The sequence below is a fragment of the Nocardiopsis dassonvillei genome, assembly GCF_964273065.1.
Lineage (GTDB): Bacteria > Actinomycetota > Actinomycetes > Streptosporangiales > Streptosporangiaceae > Nocardiopsis > Nocardiopsis dassonvillei_B.
Map to the genome: position 1 here is coordinate 4,057,915 of NZ_OZ186815.1, position 26,903 is coordinate 4,084,817.

At 75.3% G+C, this 26,903-nt stretch carries 19 protein-coding genes and 1 pseudogene; 10 read left to right on the top strand and 10 right to left on the bottom strand.

The features are described 5' to 3' along the window. Window positions 1–15 precede the first annotated feature (15 nt). The 3 genes from ACSUPR_RS18125 to ACSUPR_RS18135 all read right to left on the bottom strand — a co-directional run bounded on the left by ACSUPR_RS18125 (window position 16) and on the right by ACSUPR_RS18135 (window position 2,062). Entirely contained in the window at window positions 16–453 is a 438-nt protein-coding gene (locus ACSUPR_RS18125) for an NUDIX hydrolase (protein ID WP_436885807.1), read from the bottom strand. Next, entirely contained in the window at window positions 450–1,142 is a 693-nt protein-coding gene (locus tag ACSUPR_RS18130) for a DUF4184 family protein (RefSeq protein ID WP_436885808.1), read from the bottom strand. Before ACSUPR_RS18130 ends, ACSUPR_RS18125 begins: the two co-directional genes overlap by 4 nt. Window positions 1,143–1,381: 239 nt before the next feature. Beyond that, on the bottom strand, window positions 1,382–2,062 hold the full coding sequence (locus tag ACSUPR_RS18135) for a hypothetical protein (RefSeq protein WP_436885809.1): 681 nt from the start codon (window positions 2,060–2,062) through the stop codon (window positions 1,382–1,384). 236 nt (window positions 2,063–2,298) lie between these two features. Here ACSUPR_RS18135 and ACSUPR_RS18140 point away from each other — a divergent pair, with 236 nt between their 5' ends. The 5 genes and pseudogenes from ACSUPR_RS18140 (at window position 2,299) to ACSUPR_RS18160 (ending at window position 11,063) form a co-directional block, all read left to right on the top strand. After that, window positions 2,299–4,167 (top strand): methylmalonyl-CoA mutase family protein, encoded by a 1,869-nt coding sequence (locus ACSUPR_RS18140; protein ID WP_436885810.1) that lies wholly within the window; start codon window positions 2,299–2,301, stop codon window positions 4,165–4,167. Next, window positions 4,164–6,374 (top strand): methylmalonyl-CoA mutase, encoded by a 2,211-nt coding sequence (gene scpA, locus ACSUPR_RS18145; RefSeq protein ID WP_436885812.1) that lies wholly within the window; start codon window positions 4,164–4,166, stop codon window positions 6,372–6,374. The genes ACSUPR_RS18140 and scpA overlap by 4 nt, the downstream gene beginning before the upstream one ends. Window positions 6,375–6,570: 196 nt before the next feature. Further along, window positions 6,571–7,602 carry a methylmalonyl Co-A mutase-associated GTPase MeaB gene (gene meaB, locus ACSUPR_RS18150; protein ID WP_436892048.1) on the top strand — a complete coding sequence of 344 codons (1,032 nt, stop codon included), beginning with the start codon at window positions 6,571–6,573 and terminating at the stop codon, window positions 7,600–7,602. Between the two features lie 344 nt (window positions 7,603–7,946). Continuing rightward, window positions 7,947–8,315: an STAS domain-containing protein gene (locus ACSUPR_RS18155; RefSeq protein WP_436885814.1), complete on the top strand. Its 369-nt coding sequence runs from the start codon at window positions 7,947–7,949 to the stop codon at window positions 8,313–8,315. 280 nt (window positions 8,316–8,595) lie between these two features. Then, window positions 8,596–11,063 (top strand): annotated as a pseudogene (locus tag ACSUPR_RS18160) (PEP/pyruvate-binding domain-containing protein). Window positions 11,064–11,322: 259 nt separating this feature from the next. On the opposite strand, the gene ACSUPR_RS18165 reads toward ACSUPR_RS18160, so the two are convergent. From ACSUPR_RS18165 to ACSUPR_RS18180, 4 genes are read right to left on the bottom strand one after another with little or no spacing between them, the layout of a single operon-like run. Continuing rightward, on the bottom strand, window positions 11,323–11,970 hold the full coding sequence (locus ACSUPR_RS18165) for a hypothetical protein (RefSeq protein WP_436885816.1): 648 nt from the start codon (window positions 11,968–11,970) through the stop codon (window positions 11,323–11,325). Between the two features lie 9 nt (window positions 11,971–11,979). Next, the gene (locus ACSUPR_RS18170; protein ID WP_436885818.1) at window positions 11,980–12,390 is read right to left on the bottom strand and encodes a hypothetical protein; all 411 of its coding nucleotides are present in this window, start codon (window positions 12,388–12,390) and stop codon (window positions 11,980–11,982) included. Then, window positions 12,387–12,797, bottom strand: a complete 411-nt coding sequence (locus tag ACSUPR_RS18175; RefSeq protein WP_436885820.1) for a hypothetical protein — start codon at window positions 12,795–12,797, stop codon at window positions 12,387–12,389. Before ACSUPR_RS18175 ends, ACSUPR_RS18170 begins: the two co-directional genes overlap by 4 nt. A gap of 29 nt (window positions 12,798–12,826) precedes the next feature. Continuing rightward, a complete protein-coding gene (locus ACSUPR_RS18180) occupies window positions 12,827–13,342 on the bottom strand; it encodes a hypothetical protein (RefSeq protein ID WP_436885822.1) in 516 nt (171 codons plus the stop codon). Between the two features lie 209 nt (window positions 13,343–13,551). Here ACSUPR_RS18180 and ACSUPR_RS18185 point away from each other — a divergent pair, with 209 nt between their 5' ends. Together ACSUPR_RS18185 and ACSUPR_RS18190 are read left to right on the top strand one after the other, a co-directional pair. Further along, window positions 13,552–14,538, top strand: coding sequence for a LacI family DNA-binding transcriptional regulator (locus ACSUPR_RS18185; protein ID WP_436892049.1), 987 nt, complete (start codon window positions 13,552–13,554; stop codon window positions 14,536–14,538). 131 nt (window positions 14,539–14,669) lie between these two features. Further along, complete coding sequence (locus tag ACSUPR_RS18190) at window positions 14,670–16,661, top strand: glycoside hydrolase family 31 protein (RefSeq protein WP_436885824.1); 1,992 nt, start codon at window positions 14,670–14,672, stop codon at window positions 16,659–16,661. A 273-nt stretch (window positions 16,662–16,934) separates the two neighbouring features. Here the strand turns inward: ACSUPR_RS18190 and ACSUPR_RS18195 are convergent, their stop codons facing one another. From ACSUPR_RS18195 to ACSUPR_RS18205, 3 genes are all read right to left on the bottom strand, one after another. Then, entirely contained in the window at window positions 16,935–17,522 is a 588-nt protein-coding gene (locus ACSUPR_RS18195; RefSeq protein ID WP_436885826.1) for a hypothetical protein, read from the bottom strand. Between the two features lie 384 nt (window positions 17,523–17,906). Then, entirely contained in the window at window positions 17,907–19,064 is a 1,158-nt protein-coding gene (xylA, locus tag ACSUPR_RS18200) for a xylose isomerase (protein WP_436885828.1), read from the bottom strand. A gap of 46 nt (window positions 19,065–19,110) precedes the next feature. Then, window positions 19,111–21,144, bottom strand: coding sequence for a beta-galactosidase (locus ACSUPR_RS18205; RefSeq protein ID WP_436885830.1), 2,034 nt, complete (start codon window positions 21,142–21,144; stop codon window positions 19,111–19,113). A gap of 85 nt (window positions 21,145–21,229) precedes the next feature. Between ACSUPR_RS18205 and ACSUPR_RS18210 the strand changes: the two genes are divergently transcribed. The 3 genes from ACSUPR_RS18210 to ACSUPR_RS18220 all read left to right on the top strand — a co-directional run bounded on the left by ACSUPR_RS18210 (window position 21,230) and on the right by ACSUPR_RS18220 (window position 26,878). Continuing rightward, a complete protein-coding gene (locus ACSUPR_RS18210; protein WP_436885832.1) occupies window positions 21,230–23,626 on the top strand; it encodes a glycosyl hydrolase family 95 catalytic domain-containing protein in 2,397 nt (798 codons plus the stop codon). Window positions 23,627–23,735: 109 nt separating this feature from the next. Next, entirely contained in the window at window positions 23,736–26,465 is a 2,730-nt protein-coding gene (locus ACSUPR_RS18215) for a cellulose binding domain-containing protein (protein WP_436885834.1), read from the top strand. A gap of 131 nt (window positions 26,466–26,596) precedes the next feature. After that, window positions 26,597–26,878, top strand: coding sequence for a type II toxin-antitoxin system Phd/YefM family antitoxin (locus ACSUPR_RS18220; RefSeq protein WP_436885835.1), 282 nt, complete (start codon window positions 26,597–26,599; stop codon window positions 26,876–26,878). Window positions 26,879–26,903: the final 25 nt, after the last annotated feature.

Here is a 26,903-nt window from a genome sequence, read left to right on the forward strand (position 1 = left end):
CGCCCTCCCGCGCGGTCAGTCCCAGCCGTGGACGGAGAACCGCTCGCCCGCGCGGATGCGGGCGATGACCTCGGCGGCGAACGGGATGGTGTTCTCCGGCAGGTCGTCGGGGTCCTCCCAGGTGAGCCGCGCGCACAGGTGCGGCTCCCGGTTGACCGGGGTGCCCTCCCAGCGCGGGGCCGTGAAGAAGAACCCGATGCGGGTCACCCCCTCGGCGTTGCGGTGGTGGGTCACGTGCGCGCAGTGCAGGGTGTCGGGGTCGACGGTCACGCCGACCTCCTCGTACAGCTCGCGGGCCGCCCCCTGCGGGATGGACTCGCCCGGCTCCAGGCCGCCGCCCGGGATGGCGTACCGCCCGTCCTGGAACCCGGTGTTGCGCCGCTCGCCCAGCAGCACGCGCCCGTCCCCGCGGAAGAGGACCACGCACAGGTCGATGACGGGGCTGCCGTTCACGCGCTTCTCCTCCGGCCGATCCACCAGTACAGGCTCCAGGCGGCCGCCCCCGCCGCCGCGCCCGGGGCGGCGCCCAGCAGCACGGACCGCACGAAGTCGTAACCGCTGACGGCGGCGCGCTCCGTCAGCCCGCCCGCCAGGCCGCCCGCCACGGCGCAGGCGGCGATCGCGGCGAGCGGCACCCAGCGCGGCTCCACCGGACCCCCGGCCCGGCGGGCGACCCACCACGAGACCGCCGCCAGCCCCAGCACCGAACCGGCGTACATCAGCACGTTGTAGGCCTTGTGCGGCTCCACCACGGGCGCCTGGAGCACCGGGAGCAGCTGCACCCCCGCGCCGCCCGGATGGGTGAACGCGTCCCACACCATGTGGGTCAGCGCCCCCACCGCGATCGCCGCCGCCCCCCACGCGACGCCGCGCGCGCTCGGCGCGGGCGGCGGCCCCGCCTCGCGCCCGGCCAGTGCGGCCAGGGGCGCCCGCAGCGCGTACGTCCAGCAGGCCCACACCAACGCCCCCAGCGCCACCACCACCGGCAGCCCCGGGGGGAAGTGGGTGGTGGACGCCCCGACGGGCAGCGGCAGGTAGTAGGGCAGGTCGGGGACCAGCGAGCCCACGACCAGCGCCGAGGTCGGCAGCCGGGTGCGGGCCAGGGGCAGCACGGCCGCCGCGTGCGCGGGTGTGAAGGGCATCAGCCGCCCCCGCCCGCGCGGCCGACCGGGGGCCGGGTCGCGGACACCGCCCGTGCCCGTCGCCTGTCGAGAGCCGTCACCGCCCACTCCTCCGCCTCCGCGGGCCCGGCGGTACACCGCCGGGCCCGCCCGCTTCGCCACCGGTCCGCTTCTGCGGCCACGCGCCCCGGGGGCGCTGCCCCCGGACCGACCGCCGTGCCGTTCCACTCCGCCCCCCGGGCGGGCGGCGCCCGTACCCGTCAGCCGTTCGTCGCCGCCACGCCCTGCGAGAAGGAGAGGAACCCGCCGTTGAGCATGTACACGTCGTACGGGCTGACGGTGTCCTCCGCCGAGTCCACCCACGCCACCCCGCCGTCCCGGGCGTAGCAGGTGAAGTCCGCGGGCTCCTCGGCCCCCGGCTCCAGGACGGCCACGTCCTCCATGTCGCAGAACACCGCCCCGGAGCCGCTCTGGTGCCGGAGGTTCTCCTCGGCGAACCCGCGGGTGACCGGCACCCGCGGGTGCTCGATCGAGAAGGCGGCCCCTCCGGCCGCCTCCTCCGAGGTGAGCGGGAACTCCAGCTCGACGCCTCCGTAGGTCAGCGTGCAGGTGTGGCTCTCGCCCGCGGCCTCCCGCATCCGGGCCGGGCACTCCGCGGTCGCCTCCGGGTCGGCCTCCCCCGCGATCGCCGAGACGTCCGACAGCAGGTGCCAGGCGGCCCGCTCCGCGACCGGCGCCGACGCCTCGGGCTCGGGGGGCAGGGCGGACAGGTCCGCCTCTGGCGGGTCGGCCGGGACCTCGCCCTCCACGAGCAGCGCCGCCAGCTCCTCCTGAGAGGCCTCGCCCGGGTCCTCGGGGGCGCCGCCGGAGCAGGCGGCGGTCAGCGCCACGGCGAGCGCGGCCGTGAGGGAGGTAAGGGTCCGCCGGGAGGACGGAGACATCGTGGGCTCTCCTTCGTGGTCGTTGCAGGGTGGTGGAACGCCGTTCCGGTGGGGTGGGATGCCGCTGACGGCGGGTCGGTTCCCGGTCACTCCGCGCACTCCCGTCGAGCCGCCGTCGAGCCCGCGTCGAGTTCCGGTCACGGGAGGCTCGAACCACGGTCACTTCTGCGTCCGGACGTGCCCCGGGCCACACCCCGGCGCCCCATCACCGAATCCGGTTCTCTACCATCCGAGGTATGGACGTCCAAGAGAGCGGCGCCGCCGGATCCGGCGCCTTCGACCCCGCCGAAGGGTTCCCGGTCGCCACCCTCGACCGGTGGCGGGAACTGGTCGCCGGAGTGCTGCGCAAGAGCGGTGTCGCCGACGGGCGCCTCGCCGACCGCCCCGAAGCCGTGCTGGCCACCCGCACCTACGACGGCTTCGACATCGCGCCCCTGGCCACCGCCGAGCCGCCCGCCGCCGACCCCGGCCACCCCGGGCTGGCCCCCTTCACCCGCGGCTACCGCCCGGTGGCCACCGGCGGCTGGGACGTGCGCGCCCGCTACCTGGAGGCCGACCCCGAGGTGCTGCGCCGCCGAGCCCACACCGACCTGATGAACGGGGTCTCCTCCCTGTGGATCGCGGTCGGCGACGGGCACCTGCCCGCCGACCGCCTGGGCACCGCGCTCACGGACGTCTACCTCGACCTGGCACCCGTGGTCCTGGAACCCGGCGCCGCCTACCGCGAGGCCGCCGACGCCCTGCTGCGCGCCCACGCCGACGCCGACGTCCCCGACTCCCGCGTCATCTCCCACCTGGGCATCGACCCCCTCACCGCGGCGGCCCGCGCCGGGGCCCGCCCCGACGTCCTGGACGCCGCCCGGTTCGCCGCCGACCGCGCGCGGGGCCGCCCCGGGCTGGGCCTGGTCACCGCCGACGCCACCCTGGTCCACGACGCGGGCGGCTCCGACGGCCAGGAGCTGGGCTGGGCGGTCGCCGCCGGGACCGCGCTGCTGCGCTCCCTCACGGCCGCCGGGCTGGACATCGCCGACGCCGCCGGGCGCATCGAGTTCCGCCTGGCGGTCAACGCCGACCAGTTCGCGGGCATCGCCAAGCTCCGCGCCGTCCGCGCCATGTGGAACCGGGTGCTGGAGGTCGGCGGCGTCCCCGCCGACCGCCGCACCATGAGGGTCCACGCGGTCACCTCCGAGGCGATGCTCACCCGCCGCGACCCGCACGTGAACATGCTGCGCACCACGGTGGCCTGCTTCGCCGCCGGGGTGGGCGGGGCCGACGCGGTCACCGTCCTGCCCTACGACGCGGCCGTGGGCCTGTCCGACGACTTCGCCCGCCGGGTCGCCCGCAACACCCAGGCCCTGCTCATCGAGGAGGCGCACCTGGCCAGGGTGGCCGACCCGGCCGGCGGCTCCTTCCACGTGGAGGCGCTCACCCGCGACCTCTACCTCGCCGGATGGGCCTTCCTCCAGGAGGTCGAGGCGTCCGGCGGCGCCGCCGAGGTGGTCGAGGACGGCTGGCTGCGCGAGCGCGTCGACGACGTCTGGGAGCGCCGCCGCGCCGACCTGGCGCACCGCCGCTCCCCGCTGACCGGCGTCAGCGAGTTCCCGAACCCCCACGAGGAGCCGCTGGAGCGCGAGCCCCTCCCCGAGCGCCGCTCCTGGTTCCCCCGGCGCCGGTACGCGGGCGAGTTCGAGGAGCTGCGCGACCGCTCGGATGCCGCCGCCGAGCGCCCCGAGGTCTTCCTGGCGACGCTGGGCCCGGTCGCCGTCCACACCGGGCGCGCCTCCTTCGCCGCCAACCTGCTGGCCGCGGGCGGGATCGCCGCCCGCCTGCCCGGCCCGCTGGATCCCGCCGAACCCGCCGCGGCCGCGCGCGCGTTCGCCGACTCCGGCCTGCGGGTGGCCGTGGTGTGCTCCTCCGACAAGGTCTACGCCGAGCACGCCGCCGCCGCGGTCGAGGCCCTGAGGGAGGCGGGCGCCGAACGCGTCCTGCTGGCGGGCGCCCCCCGGGAAACCGGTGCGGACGCCTTCCTGTACCAGGGGTGCGACGCCGTCGCCCTCCTCACCGAACTGGTCGACCTGCTGGTCCCGAAGGGGGAGGAAGCATGATCCCCGACCTGTCCACCGTGGCCCCCGGCGAGCCGGAGCCCTCCGGCGACGACGCCCGCTGGGCCGCCGCCGTCGAGGAGGCCACCGGCAAGGCCCCCGACGCCCTGGAGTGGGAGACCCCCGAGGGCATCCCCGTCAAGCCGCTCTACACCCCGGCCGACCGGGCCGGGCTCGGCTTCGTCGACGGCCTCCCCGGCATCCCCCCGTACCTGCGCGGCCCGTACCCGACCATGTACGTCAACCAGCCGTGGACCATCCGCCAGTACGCGGGCTTCTCCACCGCGGAGGAGTCCAACGCCTTCTACCGCCGCAACCTGGCGGCCGGGCAGAAGGGCCTGTCGGTCGCCTTCGACCTCGCCACCCACCGCGGCTACGACTCCGACCACCCGCGGGTCGCGGGCGACGTCGGCATGGCGGGCGTGGCCATCGACTCCATCTACGACATGCGGCAGCTGTTCGACGGGATCCCGCTGGACCGGATGAGCGTGTCGATGACCATGAACGGCGCGGTCCTGCCGGTGCTGGCGCTGTACATCGTCGCCGCCGAGGAGCAGGGCGTTCCGCCGGAGAAGCTGTCCGGGACCATCCAGAACGACATCCTCAAGGAGTTCATGGTCCGGAACACCTACATCTACCCGCCGCGGCCGTCTATGCGGATCATCTCCGACATCTTCGCGTACACCTCGCAGCGGATGCCGCGGTTCAACTCCATCTCCATCTCCGGCTACCACATGCAGGAGGCGGGGGCCACCGCCGACCTCGAACTCGCCTACACGCTGGCCGACGGGGTGGAGTACATCCGCGCCGGGCAGCGCTCCGGCCTGGACGTGGACGTGTTCGCGCCGCGGCTGTCGTTCTTCTGGGCGATCGGCATGAACTTCTTCATGGAGGTCGCCAAGCTGCGCGCCGCCCGCCTGCTGTGGGCGCGCCTGGTCAGGGACCTGGGCGCGGTCCAGGACAAGTCGCTGAGCCTGCGCACCCACTCCCAGACCTCGGGCTGGTCGCTGACCGCCCAGGACGTGTTCAACAACGTGGCCCGCACCTGCGTGGAGGCGATGGCCGCCACCCAGGGGCACACCCAGTCGCTGCACACCAACGCCCTGGACGAGGCGCTGGCCCTGCCCACCGACTTCTCCGCGCGCATCGCCCGCAACACCCAGCTCCTCCTCCAGCAGGAGTCCGGGACCACCCGGTCGGTCGACCCGTGGGGCGGCAGCTACTACGTGGAGCGGCTCACCCGGGAGCTGGCGGCCAGGGCGTGGGACCACATCGTGGAGGTCGAGAAGGCGGGCGGCATGGCCGCCGCCATCGACGCCGGGCTGCCCAAGATGCGCATCGAGGAGGCGGCGGCCCGCACCCAGGCGCGCATCGACTCCGGGCGCCAGCCCGTCATCGGCGTCAACAAGTACCGGCCCGACAGCGAGCAGGAGATCGACGTCCTCAAGGTCGACAACTCCAAGGTGCGGGCCAGCCAGCTGGAGAAGCTGCGCCGCCTGCGCGAGGAACGCGACGAGGACGCCGTGCGCGCCGCCCTGGACGCCCTCACCGCGGCGGCCGGGCGCGAGTCCAGGGCCGACGCCGAACTCACCGGCAACCTGCTGGCGGCGGCCGTGGACGCGGCCCGTGCCAAGGCCACCGTCGGCGAGATCTCCGACGCGATGGAGAAGGTGTTCGGGCGCCACTCCGGCCAGATCCGTACCATCCAGGGTGTGTACCGGGACGAGGCGGCGGGCAGCGAGGACGCGGCGGGGCTGATGGAGCGGGTGGCCCGCCGGGTGGAGGAGTTCACCGAGGAGGAGGGGCGCCGCCCCCGCATCCTGGTGGCGAAGATGGGCCAGGACGGCCACGACCGGGGCCAGAAGGTCATCGCGACGGCGTTCGCGGACCTGGGCTTCGACGTGGACGTGGGCCCGCTGTTCCAGACCCCGGAGGAGGTCGCCGTCCAGGCGGTCGAGGCGGACGTGCACGTGGTGGGGGTGTCGTCGCTGGCGGCGGGGCACCTCACCCTGGTGCCCGCGCTGCGCGAGGAGCTGGCGAAGCTGGACCGCGGGGACATCATGATCGTGGTCGGCGGCGTGATCCCCCCGCAGGACTTCGACGCCCTGCGCGAGGCCGGTGCCGCGGCGATCTTCCCACCGGGTACGGTCATCGCCGAGGCCGCCATCGGCCTGCTCGACGAGCTGGAGGCCCGGCTGGAGCAGGCGTGACCCAGGGGGACGGCGGCGCCCGCGTGACCCGTGGGGGCCATGGAACCGGTGGAGAGCGCGGGGCCGACGGGGGCCGGACGGCGGCGCGGACACGGAGACCGTCCCGGGGCGGCCTCCCCGGGCGGTCCGGGCGCCGCGGACACCCCGGGGGCGGGGCGCGGTGACGACGAGGGACGAGGAGACGGGCGTGGACCGGATGCGACGGCGCAGGCCGGTGGACGTGGCCGCGCTGGCCGAAGGGGTGCTGGCCGGGCACCGGCCCACCCTGGCGCGGGCGATCACCCTGGTGGAGTCGCGCCGCCCCGACCACGCCCGGGCCGCCCAGGACCTGCTGGTGCGCCTGCTCCCGCACACCGGCGGCGCCCACCGGGTGGGCGTCACCGGTGTGCCGGGGGTGGGCAAGTCCACGTTCATCGACGCCCTGGGCACCCGGCTCACGGGTGGGGGCCACAAGGTCGCGGTGTTGGCCGTGGACCCGTCCTCCACCCGCTCGGGCGGCAGCATCCTGGGCGACAAGACCCGGATGGCCCGCCTGGCGGTGGACCCCGACGCGTTCATCCGCCCCTCGCCGACGGCGGGGACCCTGGGCGGGGTGGCGCGGGCGACCCGGGAGACCATGCTGCTCATGGAGGCGGCCGGGTTCGACGTGGTGCTGGTGGAGACCGTGGGGGTGGGGCAGTCCGAGGTGGCGGTCGCCGCGATGGTCGACTGCTTCCTGTTCCTCACCCTGGCCCGCACCGGCGACCAGCTCCAGGGCATCAAGAAGGGCGTGCTGGAGCTGGTGGACGTGGTCGCCGTCAACAAGGCCGACGGCCCGCACGCCGAGGACGCCCGCAAGGCGGCCCGCGAGCTGTCGCGGGCGCTGCGCCTGCTCCAGCCGGTGCACCCGGACTGGCGGCCGCCGGTGCTCACGTGCAGCGGGCTCACCGGTGAGGGCCTGGACGAGCTGTGGGAGACGGTCCGGGAGCACCGCAAGGTGCTGGACGCCGACGGGTCGCTGGCCGAGCGGCGCAGCGGGCAGCGGGTCAGCTGGATGTGGGACCAGGTCCGCGACCGGCTGATGGACGCGTTCCTGCGGCACCCGGGGGTGGGTGCGCGCGTCCCGGAGCTGGAGCGCGAGGTCCGGTCGGGGGACACCACGGCCACGCTCGCGGCGGGAGAGCTTCTCACGATGTTCACCCAGGGTGACGGCGGCGGGGGCGCGGAGCCGGCCGGGGACCCGCGGTAGGGCTCCGGTCCGGCCACGGCGGATCCGGGCGGCCGGGCCTGTGGGTGCGGCGTGTCCCATATCGTGAAATGGCATAGAGTCAACGGGCGATTTCGGGTGGAGTGTCGGGGGTTCGTGCCCCCGAGGCGAAAATTTCTTCCGGTATGCCATTCCCGAACGCCCTCCTGGCTTATACCGTGTGTGTCCAACGACTTACCGGACACGCGGACGCGCCAGCGCTTCCCTCCTCGGTGGTCCGGACCCGTGGGAGTGGGAACGGACCCGACGGGCGCGGGCCGCGCGCTCGCGTATGGTCAAGCGAAGGGACCCCTCGCCTTCTCGAAGTGGGGTCGGGAGGAGAGAACGTGCACAGGCTCGGACTGAGCACAAAGGTGGAAAGCCGCAGCGTCATCGTCGCGGTCGAGGGCGAGCTCGACATCGCGACCACCAACGACCTCCAGGAGCACATCCGGTCCGCGATCGAAGACCACGGACCGTGGCTGATCCTGGACATGTCGGGGCTCGACTTCATGGACTCGAGCGGCCTCAACGTCATCATCAACGCCTACCGCACCGTCCGTGAGCGGGACGGGGCGCTGGCGCTCGCGGCCCTCAACGAACGCGTCACCAAGGTCGTCCGCCTGGTCGGCCTGCACCGGCAGGTCCCCGTCCACCAGACGGTGGCCACCGCCGTCGCCGCCATGGAGGCGCTGGAGAAGCGCCAGGCCGGCTGAGCCCCGCCCCGACAGCCGCACACCGAGCACCCGAACGGCCGGACGCCCCGCACGTCCGGCCGTGACCCCTGGCCGCGGTCGGCCTTCCGGGCCCGCCCGCGCGCCCGTCCGTTTCCTCGTGCCTCCTCCGCCGCCCCGTCCGGGGACGCGGCCGCGCCGGCCGCCGACCGGCGCGGGCTCCGGACCGGCGCCCACCCGGTGCGACCCGTGGCGCGGGTTCGCCGGGCCCCCTTCCGGGCACGGGTCCGACAGGACGGACCGGCGAAGGAGGAAGCGGGCCATGCGGATACTCCCCCTCGATCGGATCGGCACCGGAGACCACGCCCTGGTGGGAGGCAAGGCCGCGGGGCTGGCCGGAGCGATCGCCGCGGGCGGGCGGGTCCCGCCGGGGTTCTGCGTCACCACCGACGCCCACCGGGACGGCACCGTTCCCCGGGACGAGGTCGCCGCCGCCTACGAGGCGCTGGGCGCGGGGCCGGTCGCGGTGCGCTCCAGCGCCACCGCCGAGGACCTGCCCGACGCCTCCTTCGCCGGGCAGCAGGACACCTACCTCGACGTCGAGGGCGTCGACGACCTGGTCACCGCCATCCGCCGCTGCTGGGACTCCCTGTGGACGGACCGCTCGGTCGCCTACCGCCGCGACCGCGGCATCGACGACGGGTCCGTCCACATGGCGGTCGTCGTCCAGCGCATGGTCGGCCCCCGGGCCGCCGGGGTGCTGTTCACCGCGAACCCGGTCACCGGGACCCGCGGAGAGACGGTCGTCGACGCCGTGCCGGGCCCGGGCACCGCCGTCGTGGACGGCACCGCCGAGCCCGACCACTACACGGTGCGCCCCGACGGAGGGGTCACCGCCCCGGCCGGCGGCTGCCTCTCGGTGCCCGAGGTGGAGGAGCTGCGCGCGCTGGGCCTGCGCCTGCAGGAGCACTTCGGCGCACCGCAGGACGTGGAGTGGGCGATCGACGCCGACGGCGTCCTGTGGACGCTCCAGTCCCGCGCCGTCACCACGCTGTTCCCCCTGCCCCCCGACCATCCCGACGGGCCGCGCGTGTACTTCGAGGGCGGCCACATGCAGGGCCTGCTGCGCCCCTGCACGCCCATGGGAATGTCCGGGCTCAAGGTCGCCACCGCCGACTGGTTCCGGTCACCGGGGATACGGATCGACCCGTACGCGGACACCGGCCTCCTCACCGGGATCGGCGGGCGCCTCTACCTGGACCTGACGCCGTTCGTCCGCAACCGGTGGATCCGCGGAGCCCTGCCGGACGGCATGGAGCTGTACGGCCCGCGGACCCGGGCGGCGATCCGGTCGGTGCTGGCCGACCCCCGGTTCGCGCCGCGCCGGACCCGCCCGGGACCGGGCCGGGCACGTGTCGCGGTCCGCGTCGCGGGTGCGGCGCTCCCCCTGGCCGCAGGGCTGGCGGCAGGGGCGGTCGCGGCACTGCGGGACCCCGCCGCGGCCCGGGAGCGGATGCTGCTGGCGGGGGAGGCGGCCCGCCTGGCCGTGGCCCGGGGGCCCGGGCCCGACGCCACCGCGCACGAGCGCCTGGAGTACGCCGAGCACGTCCAGGCCCCTCTGTTGCGGGAGGCCATGACCCCCATGCTGGGCCCGCTGTTCGTCGGCCTCCTCGCCGGCCGGCTTCCGGAGGGCCTGCTGCGGGGCGTCGCGACCCCCGCGGAGGTGGCCGCGGTCCTGCGGGGCATGCCGTACAACGTCACCACCACCATGGACCTCGAGCTGTGGCGGGTCTCGCGGGCGGCGGCGGAGCACGGGGACGTCTTCGCCGGCACCCCGCCGGAGCGCCTGGCCGAGCGGTACCTGGCCGGGGAGCTGCCCGACATCGGCCTGCGGGCCTTCCTGGAGAGGTACGGACACCGCGCGGCGGCGGAGATCGACATCGGGGTCCCGCGGTGGTCGCAGGACCCGGCCCCGCTCTTCGCCGCGATCGCCGGGTACCTGCGGGTGACCGACCGGGACCAGGCCCCGGACCGGCGCTTCGAGCGCGCCGCCGCGAGGCCGAGCGGGCGCGGTCCGAGCTGGTGGCGCGCACGCGCGTGCGCCACCCGGTGCGCGCCCGCGTCGCCGACTTCCTCTTCGAGCGGGCCCGCGGGCTCGGCGGTGTCCGCGAGTACCCCAAGTTCGTGTGGCTGTACGCCATCGCGGCGGCCCGCCGGGAACTGCTCCTGCTGGGGGAGGGGCTCGTCGGAGAGGGGCGCCTGGAGCGCCCGGACGACATCATGTTCGTGGACTTCCGGGAGGCGCGGGAGCTGCTGGAGGGGGCCGACCTGCGCGGGGTCGTCGCCGCGCGCAGGGAGTTCCACCGCCGCGAGCAGCGGCGCCGCCGGGTCCCTCCGGTGCTGCTGTCGGACGGCACCGACGTGGAGGTGACACTGCCGCCCGGCACGGGCCGGGGCGGCCCGGGGGTCCTGTCGGGGGTGGCCGCCTCGCCGGGCGAGGCGACCGGGCGCGCCCGGGTGATCAGGGATCCGGCCGGGGCGTCGATCGGACCGGGGGACATCCTCGTGGCCCCGACCACCGACCCCGGGTGGACGCCGCTGTTCATGACCGCGGGCGGGGTGGTGGTGGAGACCGGCTCGACGATCGCCCACGGGCCGACGGTCGCCCGGGAGTACGGGATCCCCTGTGTGATCTGTGTTCCCGGCGTGACGGAGGAGCTGGCCGACGGGGAGGTCATCACCATCGACGGCTCCGCCGGCGTCATCCGCCGGGCCCCCGACACCCCCTGACCGCCGGACGCCGCCGTCCCGCCCCGCCGTGCCCGTGTGTGCACGCCAGGGCGGGTGGTGCGCGTGTGCCGCGCCCCGAGCGGTGTGCCCGGTGGATCCGCAGTGGTGCGTGGAACGCCGGATGCGTGTGCGCCGCGGGGGGATGGCGTGGGTGTGGTGTGCCCGGGGCGACGTGTGGGGTGGAGCTGGAACGGTGTGCGTGTGCGGACACGGCTGCGGCGCGGCCGGAGGGCCGCGCCGCGGGAGGTGCCGGGGCGGATCAGTCCCCGCCTCCGCCACCACCGCCGTCGCCGCCACCTCCGCCGGAGTCGCCCCCGCCCCAGCCGCCGCCGGAGTCACCGCCGCCCCAGCCGCTCCAGAACCCGCCGCCCGACGAACCGGACGACCCCTGGTGGCCGTGGGAGGGCGCCGCGCCGGGGTCGCCGGGCTGCCCGTGCGCGGGCGGGGCGCCGGGAGCCCCCTCGTGAGCGGACCGGTGCGAGGAGTCGTCCCCGTGGTGCGGGTCGCCCGCGTGGTACACCGCGCCGCCCTGGTCGTACCCGCCGCCACCGCCGTACCCGCCGGGTGCCCGGCGGACCGCGGTCCGGGCCCGCCACAGGGCCATGACCAGGAGGAGCAGGGCGCCGGTCGTCAGCAGGCCGACCAGCACCCCCTGGACCAGGCCCAGCACGGACAGGACGGCGATCGGGTCGGGAACGCTGCTCGGGACCACCACCCACAGCACCTGGAAGAGGGCGTTGAACAGGCCGGAGCACAGGAACAGCACGGCCGACGTGCGGACCAGGCCCGGTGCGGCCGCATGCCGCGCCCGCGCCAGGGCGACGACCGCGATCACCGCCGGCGGGACCAGGGCGAGGAGGACGTTGAACAGGACGCCGACCAGCAGGCCGGGATCGTTCATGGGCATGGGGGTCTCCTAGCGGCCGGGGTGCGGGTGGGCGCCGGGGGGCGGGTACGCACCGCCGGGTGTGTGCGGGCCGGGTCGCGCGGGTGCCCTGGTCGCGGCGAGGACCAGGGCGATCCCGCCCCCGGCGAACAGCAGGGTCGCCGCGCCGTGCAGGACCGCCGACAACGTGTGGAACGCGGTCACGGGCAGTGCGAACGCGGCCATCAGGTCCGGCATGGTGAACACGAGGACCTGCGCCGCGATCTGGATCAGTCCGGCGGCCAGGACCATCAGGCCACCGGTCACCGCGGCTCCCCTGCGCCCCTTCGGCAGGCGCGGGCCCGCGGCCGCCGCCGCGATGCCCAGGGCGATCTCGGCGGCGATGAACAGCAGTGCCGGCAGGAACGACACCAGGGGTGTCAGGTCGGGTGTCGTGCTCATCGGGGTCCTCCCGTGGTCGGAGCGGGGTGCGGGGCCCAGGGGCCCTGGGCGGTGGGGGCCGCGGGCGGGCCCTGCGGACCGTCCCCGAACTTCCGGGCGCTCAGCACCGCGACCAGCAGCAGGACCAGGCCGCCCGTCCTGAGGGCGCCGACCCCGAGGAAGACCGCCTCCAGGACGCCGGGGGGAGCGAGCACGAAGCCGGGGTCGAGGAAGGGGTCCGGCGAGAGGACGAACCTCGTGTAGATGTGCCAGCCGGTGGTGACCAGCCCCGACAGGAGCAGCAGCACCCCGCCCGCGGCGGCGGCCCCCCTGCCGGAGGGCGCGCCGAAGGAGCGGACCAGGGCGATGGCGCCGACCACCATGGGCGTCAGACAGGCGAACAGGAAGGTGAAGAGGAGGCTGATCATGTCCGTGTGTTCTCCCGGTCTCGTGGCGGTCAGCTGGGGGTGTGCGGAGGCCGCGGTCCGGGCCGCCCCGGCCCGCCCGGCCGCGGTCCCGGAGCCTGCGGGCCGCCCGGCCCGCCCTGCCCGGGGCCGCCCGGCTGCGGACCAGGCCGCTGCGGACCCGCCGGGTGCGCGCCCGGGTGGCCGCCGTACGGAGCGCCGTGGGCCGCGGGCGGTCCGGCCGCGGCACGGGGCCGCGGGCGGCGGCGGACCGCCGCCAGGGCCACCAGCAGCAGGCCGGTCGCCCAGAGGAGGTCGGAGACCCCCGCGAGCACGTTCAGGGCGATGGAGGCGGTCCGTCCCCCGTTCAGGGAGCTCACGGCCTCGTGGATCGATGAGCTCGCGAACGTCAGCAGCAGTTCGAGGCCGGAACCCGCCAGCAGCAGCGCGCCGCCGACCACGGTCAGCGCCCGCCTCCCGTACGGGGCGGTGAAGCCGATGACCAGCGCGGCCGCGCTCAGGAGCAGGAAGAGGACGGGGAAGATGAGGAGGAGTGGATCGACGCCCACGGGTTTCCTTCCGAAGCGGGGGTGGGGGGAACGGTCGCGGGGGCGGGGAGCGGGGGCGGCGTCCCCGTTCCCTGGTAGACGCCCGCTCCGCCGCCCTGGTTTCGTATGGGGCCGGGTCTCCACTCTGGCGGTCGGAGCAGGCATTGCGCCAGGGTGGAGTCGTGCGTAACATCTCATCGAATCGCTTCGACAACGAACGGGACGGCACCGTGCGGATCTCCGATGTGGCCCGGCACGCCGGCGTGTCGCCCAGCACGGTCTCCTATGTCCTCAGCGGGAAGCGCTCGATCTCCGAGACCACCCGGCGCCGGGTGCTCGACAGCATCGACGCCCTGGGCTACCGGCCGCACGCCGGCGCCCGCTCCCTGGCCAGCCGCCGCAGCAACGTGCTGGCGCTGGTCGTCCCCCTGCGCGAGGACGTGCACGTCCCCGTGGCGATGCGGTTCGCGGTCTCGGTGGTCACCGCCGCCCGCGCCCACGACCACGACGTCCTCCTGCTCACCCAGGGGGAGGGCCCGGCGGGCCTGCACCGGGTGGCGGGCAGCGCCATGGTGGACGGGGTCGTCGTCATGGACGTGGAGACCGAGGACGCCCGGGTCCCCGTGCTGCGCTCCCTGGACCTGCCCTCGGTGCTCATCGGCGTCCCGGCCGACACGGAGGGACTGACCTGCGTCGACCTGGACTTCGCGGCGGCGGGCGCCGCCTGCGTGGACCACCTGGCGGACCTGGGGCACCGCGAGATCGCCTTCGTCGGCCAGCCCGCGTCGGTGTACGGGCGGCGCACCGGGTTCGCCGAGCGCACCCTGACCGGGTTCGAGGCGGCCGCCCGGCGGCGCGGGGTACGGGCCGTGTTCCACCCCTGCGACCCGGAGGGCGCCCGGGAGCTGGCGTCCGCGCTGGTCCGGGAGCGGCCGGGGCTCACCGGCCTCATCGTGCACAACGAGGCCTCGCTCGCCCCGCTGCTGGACGCCTTCGCCGAGCACGGCCGGGTGCCGCCGGAGATCTCCGTGGTGGCCCTGGGACCGCTGCCGTCGGGAGTCGCCGACCTGACCCGGGTGGAGCTGCCCGCCGAGGAGCTGGGCGCCCGCGCGGTGTCCCTGCTCATGGACCGGATCGACGGCCCCGAGCGGCCCGCGGTCACCCTCCTGGAACCGCGGATCGTCCCGGGCGCCAGCACGGCCCCGCCCGCGGACTGACCCCGCCGGGCGACCGCCCGGCGGTTCCCCGCATCCGTCGTCGAAGCGCTTCGACGACCGGGTGCGCACCCACCCACCGATCGTGACCGCGTCGACCGCGCGGTCCCACCCCCCGACCGGAAGGACGAGGCATGTTCAACGAGATCGAGGACGGAATCGAGTGGCGGGGCGGCCACCAGGTCGTCCGCGTCCGGGCCTGGGGCGCCGACGGCCTGCGCGTCCAGGCAGGGCTGTCCGTCCTGCGCGAGGACCTGCCCGGGGCGCTGGACGACCCCCCGGCCACCGGCGACGGGGCCCGCACGTTCCTGGACGGCGACCGGGCCGTGCTGGTCAACGGCTCCATCCGGGCCGAGATCGACGCCTCCGGCATGCTCCGCTTCCTGCGCACCGCCGGCGACGGCCCGGGCGAGGAGCTGCTCGCCGAGGAGCGCGCCCACTTCTGGTGGCCGGGCCCGCGCGTCTACTCCTCCACCGGCAACGGCTACTACCGGATCGAGCAGCGGTTCCGGGCCTACGACGACGAGCGCCTGTACGGGCTGGGCCAGCACACCCACGGCCTGTTCGACCACAAGGGCGCGGTGGTGGACCTGGTGCAGCGCAACGCGGAGGTGACCGTCCCCTTCGTGGTCTCCTCGCGCGGCTACGGGCTGCTGTGGAACAGCCCCGCCGTGGGCAGGGTGGAGTTCGCCGCCAACGGCACCCGGTGGACCTCCGACAGCGCCCGCCAGATCGACTACTGGATCACCGCCGGGCCCGACCCGGCCGCCGTCCTGGAGCGCTACGCCGACGCCACCGGGCACGCGCCGATGCTGCCGGAGTTCGCCTCGGGGTTCTGGCAGTGCAAGCTGCGCTACCGCACCCAGGAGGAGCTGCTGGGGGTCGCCCGGGAGTACCGCGACCGGGGGCTGCCGCTGTCGGTCATCGTCGCGGACTTCTTCCACTGGACCCACCTCGGCGACTGGCGGTTCGACCCGGCCGAGTGGCCCGACCCCCGGGCCATGGTCGAGGAGCTGCGGGAGATGGGGGTGGAGCTGATGGTGTCGGTGTGGCCCTCGGTGAGCCCGCTCAGCGAGAACTACAAGCCGATGCTGGAGGCCGGGCACCTGGTGGCCACCGAGCAGGGGCCGCCGGTGCACGCCGACTGGGCCGACAAGGGCGTGGACGCCCACGTCCAGGTGTCGTTCTACGACCCCACCAAGCCGGAGGCCCGCGCCTACCTGTGGGAGCGGATCCGGGAGAACTACCACTCCCTCGGCATCCGGGTGTGGTGGCTGGACGCCTGCGAGCCCGAGCTCAAGCCCGGTCACCCGGGCAACCTGCGCTACCACGCGGGACCGGGGGAGGAGGTCGGCAACATCTACCCGCGCGAGCACGCCCGCGCCTTCTACGAGGGGATGCTCGCCGCGGGGGAGGAGGAGGTGGTCACGCTGTGCCGCTCGGCGTGGGCGGGCTCCCAGCGGTACGGGGCCGCCCTGTGGTCGGGCGACATCGCCCCGACCTTCGCCTCCCTGCGGGCCCAGATCCGCGCCGGGTTGAACGTGGCGATGTCGGGGATCCCCTGGTGGACCACGGACGTGGGCGGATTCCACGGCGGCGACCACGACGACCCGGAGTACCGGGAGCTGATGGTGCGGTGGTTCCAGTACGGCGTGTTCTGCCCGCTGCTGCGGCTGCACGGGTACCGGGAGCCGTTCTCGCACGCCCTCTACCCCGAGATGACGGGCGGGCCCAACGAGGTGTGGTCCTACGGCGAGGAGGTGTACGGGTCGTTGCGGGAGCTGCTGTTCCTGCGCGAGCGGCTGCGCCCCTACGTCATGGAGCAGATGCGCGTCGCCCACGAGCGCGGGCTGCCGCCGATGCGCCCGCTGTTCGTGGACCACCCCGGCGACCCGCGCGCCTGGGAGGACGGCGACGCCTTCCTGTTCGGCCCGGACCTGCTGGTCGCCCCGGTCACCGAGTACGGCGCCCGCTCGCGGCGGGTGTACCTGCCGGAGGGCGCGGACTGGACGGACCCGTGGACGGGGGAGACGCACACGGGCGGCGCCGAGATCGTCCTGGACACCCCCCTGGAGCGGGCTCCGGTGCTGGTCAGGAAGGGGGCCGTGGTGCCGGTCGCCGAGTGACCGCACTCACAGGAATTTCCCGGGGCGGCCACCCGTTGCACCCCATGCGGGACGGTGCGGTAGAAAGTGTCCCCCGGGCTCAACCGAAGCCTTCACGGAATACCGCGCCTTCGGGCGGTCACGGAGCCGTGTTGTGCACCACGCCGTGAGGCGACCGCCGCATCGTCCCGCACAGACGGGGGACGGCCCCGTCGGGCATCACGCCCGGCGGGGCCGTCGTCTTTTCCGGGGCCGTCCCGGCCGGCGGGCGCCGGGCGGGGGCCCTCCGTCCGTTCACACCGCGGCTCCCGGAGCCGCGGGGGTCCTGTCGAAGTAGGCCTTGGCGCTCCGGGAGTAGAGCAGCGCGACCACGGTGAACGCGGCGGCGGAGGCGAGGATCTCGGGGACCCCCGCGACGGGCGTGAACACCAGGGCCAGGATGAGCACGCCGTAGACGGCGTTGACGCGCAGGGCGGCCGGGCGCGCGTCGGGCCGGCCCCTGGCGACCATCATCGCCAGGAAGAGGCAGGCGACGCCGTACACCAGGGCGATCCCGACGGCCACGAACACGGCCCAGACGGGGATCCCCGGCGGGGGCGGGACGGTGTCCACGGTCTCGGCGGCGATCCCGCCCGCGAGGGCGAGGCCTCCGGCGATGAGCTGGTAGGCGGTGATCAGGGCCAGGAGGACGAGGACGGCGGTGACGCTGCCGGGCCTGGCGCGTCCTCCCGCGGTGCGTCCCGCCTCCGGCCGCGTCCCGTGGGCGAAGGGGCGCGTCCGGTCCTCCGCGGTGGCCGCGTCCTCCCGGGCCGCGGCGCGGGCCGTGCCGAACCTGTCGCCGACACCGCCGTCGGGCTTTCCGAGCCCTTCCTGCGAATGCATCACAACCTCCTCGGGGTCGGTTCGTCATGCGATTCGAGGCGACGGCTACCCGGCGGCCCCCCCGGTACACCCCGGCGGGCCGCCGACGGCCCTGCGCCCGGCCCGCCCGCGGGCGGGCCGGGCGCAGGAACGCCTGCTCACCGCGGGTGCGCCCGGCCACGGCCCGGGCCGCGGCGGCACGGGAAACGGTCCTCCGGCGGGTGTCGGCGCTCCTGACCGAAACCCCCCCGCCGCTCGCCGGCGGGGCCGCCGCCGTTCCCGGGCCCCGGTACGCCCGGGAGGGGCGCCGCCCCGCCCGCCGGGGCGTGCCCGTCCGCCGGGGCGTGCCCTCCCGGCGGGGCGCACACCCCGGCGCGGCCCCGGTCCGTCAGGGCGACCCGCCGGTCAGCGCACGCCCAGCAGGTGCTCCAGGGCGAGCTGGTCCAGCCGCTCGAAGTGGTAGCCGCGCCCGCCGGCCTCGTCCGCGTCGAACTCCTCGGCCAGCAGCCCGGCCAGGCTCTCGCCCTCGCCGAGCGTGGGCACCGACAGCTCCGGCACCCGCGAGGCCGCCAGGGCCTCCTGGACCTCGGGGTCGGCGCGGAACGCGGCGGCCTTCTCCTTGAGGATCAGGTAGTTGCGCATGCACGCCTCCGCGGAGACCCACACCCCGTCCATGTCCTCGGTGCGCGGCGGCTTGAAGTCGAAGTGCCGCGGACCGGTGTACCCGGCCCCCTCCAGCAGGTCGACCAGGAAGAACGCCTCCTTCACGTCGCCCGCGCCGAACCGCAGGTCCTGGTCGTACTTCACCCCTCGCTGGCCGTTGAGGTCGATGTGGAACAGCTTGCCCGCCCACAGCGCCTGGGCGACCCCGTGCGCGAAGTTGAGCCCGGCCATCTGCTCGTGGCCGACCTCCGGGTTGACCCCGACCATCTCGGAGTGCTCCAGGGACTCGATGAACGCCAGCGCGTGGCCCACCGTCGGCAGCAGGACGTCGCCGCGCGGCTCGTTGGGCTTGGGCTCGATGGCGAACCGCAGGTCGTAGCCCTGCTCGCGGACGTACCCGCAGAGGATGTCGAACGCCTCGCGCAGCCGGTCCAGGGCGGCGGCGTCGTCCTTGCCCGCCTCCGTCTCGGCGCCGTCCATGCCGCCCCAGCACACGTACGTGGTGGCGCCCAGCGACACCGCCAGGTCGATGTTGCGGACGACCTTGCGGATGGCGTGGCGGCGCACGTCGCGGCTGTTGGAGGTGAACCCCCCGTCGCGGAAGACCGGGTGCTGGAACAGGTTGGTGGTGGCCATGGGCACCGCCAGGCCGGTCTCGTCCAGGGCCGCCCGGAACCGCTTGAGGATCCCCTCCCGCTCGGCGGGCGAGCTGCCGGGCGGGATCAGGTCGTCGTCGTGGAACGTGATGCCGTACGCCCCCAGGCCGGCGAGGCGGTGCACGGCCTCCACCGGGTCGAGCGGGGGGCGCACGGCGTCGCCGAAGGTGTTGGCGCCGCGCCAGCCCACGGTCCACAGCCCGAAGGTGAACCTGTCCTCGGGCGTCGGTCGGTACGCGGTCATGGGATGCCTCCTGGGGTCGGGGACCTCAGTTTGTCTAGGCTCCCAACTAATTGTCAACGGGGTGGCCGCGCAGCACCGCCACGCCCCCGCCGGGCAGCAGCAGCCCGTCGGCGGAGGTCTTGGACACCAGGTCCACCGCCCCCGCGCCGAGCCCCAGCCGGGCCGGGTCGATGCGCAGCGCCCGGTGCCCGTGGTTGGTGAGGAACACCCACGCCCCCTCCGGCCCGACCCGGCGCACCACGTCCAGACCCTCCTCGGGGAAGGGGCCCTGCCCGGCGGCCTCGGTGAACACCCGGCCCAGCCCCCGGTCGTTGAGGTGCGCCGACACGTACCAGGCCTCACCGGCCCCGTACCGGCGCCGCGTCACGGCGGGCAGTCCGTCCAGCTCCCCGCCCGCGTACGGGGCCACCGCCTCGGCGCCCTCCAGGTGCACGCGCTCGCTCCACAGGGTCACCTCCTCGCGCACCATCCCCACGTCCACCCCGGCCTTCTCGCCCTCGGACATCGGGTGGAACTCCTCCACCCGCACGCCCAGCAGGTCGCGCAGCATCCCGGGGTAGCCGCCGGTGCGCACCGTCCCGGTGGGGTCGGCGATACCGCTCAGGTAGGTGACCACCAGGGTCCCGCCGTTCTCGGTGTAGCGGGCCAGCCGCTCGGCGTCGCGCTCGGACAGCAGGTACAGCGACGGCACCACCAGCAGCGGCACCCGCGGCGGCTCCCGGTCCGGGCGCACGAAGTCCACCGTGCGCCCCGACCGCCACAGCACCCGGTGCACCTGGCGCACCGCCGCCAGGTAGTCGACCCGGTCCGAGGGCAGGGTGGTGGCCTTCATCGCCCACCAGCTCTCCGGGTCCCACGTGACCGCCGCGTCCGCCACCACGTCCGACCCGGCCGTCTCGGCGATGCGCCCCAGGACGTCGCCCAGCTCGCACACCTCCCGGAAGATCCGCGAGTCCGGCCCGGCGTGCGGCACCATGCCCGAGTACCACTGCTCCGCCCCGCCCCGGGAGGCCCGCCACTGGAAGAACATCGCCCCCCGCGACCCCCGGGCGACGTGCGCAAGGCTGTGCCGGGCGATCTCCCCGGGCGCCTTGGGGCGCACGATCCCCTTCTCGTAGACCACCCCTGCGGCCTGCTCCATGAGCAGCCACGGGCGGCCCTCCCCGGGGACCCGGTCCGCCCAGGAGCGGGCCAGGTCCCCGGCGAACGCGGTCTGCTCGTCCCCGCCCTCCCCGGCCCGGTCCGGGTAGTCGTCCACGGACACCAGGTCGACGTGCTCGGCCCACCGCCACGGGTCCACCGGCACCCAGTCGCCGAACGCCAGGTTGGTGGTGACCGGCACCTCCGGGGAGGCCGCCCGCAGCACGTCTCGCTGGTCCAGGAAGTGGTCGAGCATCTCGTCGGACAGGAACCGGCGGAAGTCCAGCACATGCGCCGGGTTGGCCAGGTACTGGGTGGCCCGCGGCGGCAGCACCTCGTCCCAGGACCCGTACCGCTGGCCCCAGAACTCGGTGGTCCACGCCCGGTTCAGCGCGTCCAGGGTGTCGTGGCGGCGGCGCAGCCAGTCCCGGAACGCCCGGGCGCCGTGCTCGGAGTAGGTCCACGTCCCGTACTCGTTGTGCACGTGCCACATCGCCAGCGCCGGGTGGTGGGCGTAGCGCTCGGCCATGGCCCGCACGATCCGCACCGACGCCTGCCGGTAGGCCGGGGCGCACACGTCGTAGGTGTCGCGGCTGCCGTGGACGAGCCGCACCCCGTCGGCGTTCACGGGCAGGGCGTCGGGGTGCGCCAGCGAGAACCACGGCGGCGGCGACGCGGTGGGGGTGGCCAGCGCCACCCGGACGCCCGCCGAGTGCAGCCGGTCGAGCACCCGGTCCAGCCACGCGAAGTCGTACTCGCCCTCGCGCGGCTCCAGCCGCGACCACGCGAACACGCCGACGGTGACCAGGTTGACGCCCGCCCTCCGCATCAGGTCGACGTCCTCGGCGGCCGTCTCCTCCGGCCACTGCTCGGGGTTGTGGTCTCCGCCGAACCACAGCTGCCTGCGGGGCGGGGAGTGCGGCGGGGTCTGGGCGGCCATACGGGGGACTCCTTAGGTTGGGCGGACGAAGGAAGTATGGCGAGGAACCCCGCCCGCCCGACACCCCTCACCCCCCGGGAGCGACATGTCCCACCCCCGCACACCCCCCGTCCGCGGCGCCCGCACCCGCCACCCCGCCTCCTCCTGGGAGGACGCCCTGGTCACCGGGGGCGGCCGGGTCGGTGCCCTGGTGCACTCCACCGCCGGACTCGTGGCCCTCACCCTGTGTCACGAGCGGCTCTTCCTGCCGACCGCCGACGCCCTGCCCGCGCCGGAGACCTCGCGCCTCCTGCCGGAGCTGCGCGCCCTGGTCCTGGCGGGCCGGTCCCGGGAGGCGGCCGAGCGGATCGCCGGTTTCGCCGCCGCCGAGGACCCCGGGTACGCCCGGACCCGGTGGATCGACCCGCTGGTGCCCGCGGCCGTGCTCTCCTTCTCCCCCCGCGCCCCCGTCCCGGGCGATCCGCTGCGGAACTGCGACTTCGCCACCGGCGTGGTCGCCGAGACCCTCCCGGACGGGACCGGTCACCGCGCGGTGGCCTCCCGGGCGGACGGGCCGGCGACGGGGGTGGTGGCGGTGGAGCTGACCCGGGCGGCGGGCCTGGACGGGACGCTGCGCCTGGCCCTCCCGCAGGGGCCGCCGCCGGTGCGGACCGCCGCGGACTCCGCCGCGGCCCCGGGCCTGCTGCGGCTGCGCGTCCGCTTCCCCGACCGCCCGGCGGGTGCGCCGGACGCCGCCCCCGCCGGGTACACGGTCGAGTGCTCGCTGACCGCGGACGGGGGCACGGTCACCCCCGCACCCGGCGGCCTCGATCTGCGCGGGGTGCGGCGCCTGGAGGTCATCGCCCGCGTCACCGTCGACATCCCCGCCGCCCCGCCCGGGACTCCCGCCGCGGCGGGCGCGGCCGGAGAGGAGACGGCGGAGGGGGCTACGGCGGCCGCACCGGCGTGCGGGGCGGACACCGCGGGAGCGGTCGGCGGAGCCTCCGCGGCGGGGGCGTCCGGGACCGCGGTCCCCGGGGCACCGGCCTTCGCCGAGGTCCTGGCCCGGCACGCCCCGCTGCACGGCGCCCTCATGGAGCGGTTCCGCATCGACCTGGGCGGCCCGGCCGCCGAGGGGACCGCGCCGGAGCACCTGGCCCGGCTGGTGGACGCCGGGCGGTACGCGATCGTGTCGAGCACCGGGGACCTGCCGCCCACCCTCCAGGGGGTGTGGAGCGGCACCTACGACCCGCCCTGGCGGTCCGGGTACACCTTCGACGGCAACCTGTTCTCCGCCGTGGCCGCCCTGCACGCCACCGGGACCCCCGAGCTGATGACCCCGGTGTTCGACCTGCTGGAGGGCATGCTCGGCGACCTGCGCGAGAACGCCCGCCGCCTGTACGGGTGCCGGGGGATCCTGGTGCCCGCGCACGCCTCCACCTCCGGCCGCCACCAGCACTTCGGGCCGGTGTGGTGCCTGACCTGCTGGACCGCCGGGGCCGCCTGGGCGGGGCGGCTGTACTGGGACCACTACGCCCACACCCGCGACCGCGGCTTCCTGCGCGAGCGGGCGCTGCCCTTCCTCACCGAGGCGGCCCTGTTCCACGAGGACTTCCTCACCGGGGACGGGTTCGTCCCGTCGTACTCGCCGGAGAACACCCCCGCCGACGCCGACGGCCAGGCCTGCGCCAACGCCACCATGGACGTCGCCGCCGTCCGCGACCTGTGCCGCAACCTCATGCGCGCGCACCGGGTGCTGGGCCTGCCGGGCGGGCGCCGGTGGGCGGCGCTGGCCGCCCGCCTGCCCGCCTACCGGGTCGCCCCCGGCGGGGAGCTGGCCGAGTGGGCGGGCCCGGCCGGTCCGCTCGCCCAGACCGAGCGGCACGCCCACCGGCACGCCTCCCACCTGTACCCGCTCTGGTACGAGCCGGACCCGGCCCTCGCCGCGCCCCGCCTGCGGGCGGCCGCCGCGGCCGCGGTGCGCGCCCGCCTGGACTGGTGGAGGGGGGAGGAGTCCGACGAGATGGCGTTCGGGCTGGTCCAGCTCGGACTGGCGGCCGCCCGGCTCGGCCTGGCCGACCGGGCGCACGCGGCGCTGGGGATGCTGGCCTCCCGCTACTGGCGGCCCACCCTCACCCCCACCCACAACCGCGGGGAGCTGTTCAACGTGGACATCGGCGGCGGGCTGCCCGCGGTCGTCGCCGCGATGCTGCTGGGCTCCACCGAGGGCCGCGCCGACCTGCTTCCCGCCCTGCCCGGAACGTGGACCTCGGGCCGGGTGGAGGGGCTGCGCGGCCGGGGCGGGCTCATCGTCGACGTCCTGGAGTGGGAGCGGGGGCGGGCGCACGCCCGGCTGCGCTCGGTGGAGCCCCGCGGCTTCGCGGTCGCGTTCCCGGACGGGACCCGGAGCCGGGTGGACTGCGATCCCCGGCAGGCCATTTCGCTGCGATTTCAGACTTTCCTCCATGATCACAGTCGAAGCGCTTCGAAAAAGTTGCCCTGACCCCTCTTGCCCGGCACCCGAAGGGTATTCACACTGATCGGGAATTGACGCCCTCCCGGGACCCGGAATCCCCGGGAGGGCGTGACCCCCCCGATTTCAGGAGCCACGCATGCCCTCCCGACCCCCGAGACCGCGGCACCGGACACCCGTCGCGGCCGTCGCGGCCCTGGCCCTGGCGGTACCGCTCGCCGCGGTCGGCGCCGCCGCGGCCGCCGCACCCGCACCGGCCGCCGCACAGGCCGACTACAGCTGGGACAACGTTCAGATCGCCGGCGGCGGGTTCGTCCCCGGCATCGTCTTCAGCGAGGCCGAGCCGGGCCTCGCCTACGCCCGCACCGACATCGGCGGCGCCTACCGGCTGGACCCCGGCGGCGAACGCTGGACCCCCCTCCTCGACTGGGTCGGATGGGACCAGTGGGGGTGGACCGGCGTCGTCTCCATCGCCGCCGACCCCGTGGACCCCGACCGCGTCTACGCCGCGGTGGGCACCTACACCAACGACTGGGACCCGAACAACGGGGCGATCCTGCGCTCCGACGACCGCGGCGAGACCTGGGAGTCCACCGAGCTGCCCTTCAAGCTCGGCGGCAACATGCCCGGCCGCGGACTGGGCGAGCGCCTGGCCGTGGACCCCAACGACAACTCGGTCGTGTACTTCGGCGCCCGGGGCGGCCACGGCCTGTGGCGCAGCACCGACTTCGGCGCCACCTGGTCCGAGGTGACCGCGTTCCCCAACCCCGGCGACTACGTGCAGGACCCCGACGACCCCAACGGCCTGCTCGACGACGTCATCGGCGTCACCTGGGTGGCCTTCGACCCCGACACCGGGTCCCCGGGCGAGCCCACGCAGGACGTCTACGCGGGCGTCGCCGACCTCGACGACCCCCTCTACCGCAGCACCGACGGCGGCGACACCTGGGAGCCCGTCCCCGGGACGCCCACCGGCTACCTGCCCGCGCACGGCGTCCTGGACCACGAGAACGACCGGCTGTACGTGGCCACCACCAGCACCCCCGGCCCCTACGACGGGGACGCCGGACAGGTGCTGCGGCTGGACACCGCCACCGGGGAGTGGACCGACGTCAGCCCGGTCCCCCTCGAGAGCGAGGACTCCTACTTCGGGTACGGCGGGCTGACCGTCGACCGGCAGGACCCGGACACCCTCATGGTCGCCACCCAGATCTCCTGGTGGCCCGACATCCAGATCTTCCGGAGCACCGACGGCGGGGACACCTGGACCCGGGCGTGGGACTGGGGCTCCTACCCGGAGCGCACCACCCGCTACGAGATGGACATCTCCACGGCGCCCTGGCTGGACTGGGGGAGCGCGGGCGAGCCGCCCGAGACACAGCCCAAACTGGGCTGGATGACCCAGGCCATGGCCATCGACCCGTTCGACTCCGACCGGTTCCTGTACGGCACCGGCGCCACCGTGTACGGCTCCGACGAGCTGACGAACTGGGACTCCGACACGAAGTTCACCATCGAGGTGAAGGCGCACGGCATCGAGGAGACCGCCGTCAACGACCTCACCAGCCCGGCGGGGGACGGCGCGCCGCTGCACTCGGCCCTGCTCGACCTGGGCGGGTTCACCCACGAGGACCTGGACACCGTCCCGGACCGGGTGTACCAGCAGCCCTCCTGGGGGCACGGCAGCTCGGTCGACCACGCCGAGCTGGCGCCCGACACCCTGGTCCGGGTCGGCGGCGACGGCGAGGAGGCCGCCATCGGGATCTCCACGAGCGGCGGAGGCTCCTGGTGGGCCGGCCAGGAGCCCGGCGGGGTGACCGGCGGCGGGACCGTCGCGGTCAACGCCGACGGCTCGCGGATCGTGTGGAGCCCCGACGGGACCGGCGTCCACGTCTCCACGACCCTGGGGTCGTCCTGGAGCGCCTCCTCGGGCGTCCCGGCGGGGGCGCGGGTGGAGGCCGACCGGGTGGACCCGGACGTGTTCTACGCGGTCTCCGGCGGCACCTTCTACACGAGCACCGACGGCGGGGCCACGTTCGAGGCCGGGTACGACGGGCTGCCCGCCGAGGGCAACATCCGGTTCGGCGCGGTGCCGGGGCACACCGGCGACGTGTGGGTCGCGGGAGGCACCGGCGACCACTACGGGATGTGGCGCACAACCGACGCCGGGGCGTCCTTCGAGGCCGTGGAGGCGGTCGACGAGGGCGACGCGGTGGGCTTCGGCGCGCCCGCTCCCGGCGCCGACTACCCGGCGGTGTACACCAGCTCGCGGATCGACGGGGTGCGCGGCATCTTCCGCTCCGACGACGCGGGTGGGACCTGGGTGCGCATCAACGACGACCGCCACCAGTGGGGGTGGACCGGGGCCGTCGTGACCGGCGACCCCGACGTCTACGGGCGGGTCTACATCGGCACCAACGGCCGCGGCATCGTCTACGGCGACCTCGCCGACGGCGGGCCGGGCACCGGAGGCCCCTCCGAGGAGCCGACGGAGGAGCCCACCGGGGAGCCCACGGAGGAGCCCACCGGGGGGCCGACCGAGGGCCCCGGAACCGCCGACTGCACCTGGGACTACTCCGTGAACAACACCTGGCCCGGCGGGTTCCAGGCCTCCGTCACCGTCACCAACACCGGGACGGAGGCGGTGGACGGCTGGGACCTGGCCTGGGACTTCACCGCGGGCGAGGAGATCACCAGCCTGTGGAACGGCACGCACCGCCAGGACGGCGCGTCCGTGGTGGTCTCCGACTCCGGCTGGAACGCCCGCATCGCCCCCGGTGCGTCGCTGACGGTCGGGTTCAACGGGTTCGTCGACGGTGAGCCCGGAACCCCGCGCGCCCTCTCCCTGAACGGGGAGGACTGCGGCTGACCCGGCGCGGGGGCGCACAGCGCCCCCGCGCCCGGACCGGGCCCGGCCGACCGGTGGGGGCGGCCGGGCCCGCGTCCCGGGAAGATCCGACACTCTTTTGGCGATAGATGTACACCCGGTACATTGGTTGCATGAATACACCCGTGAAAGAGACGATGTCCGAGGTCCGGCGCCACCTCGCCGACGCGATCGACCGTGCACGCCACGACCGCACACCGACCTTCATCACCCAGAGGGGGCGTACCACGGCCGTACTCCTCGACGTCGACGAGTACCACCGCCTCCTGGCCATCGAGGAAGCGGCCGAGGACGCCTGGCTCAGCCGCCTTGCGGCCGAAGCCGAGAAGGAGGGGCGTGAACCCTCCGTCTCGCTTGAGGAGATGGCTCGCGAAGTGGCCCAGGGACAGGAGTGAAGCGGCATATCACCCGGTTCGCCCC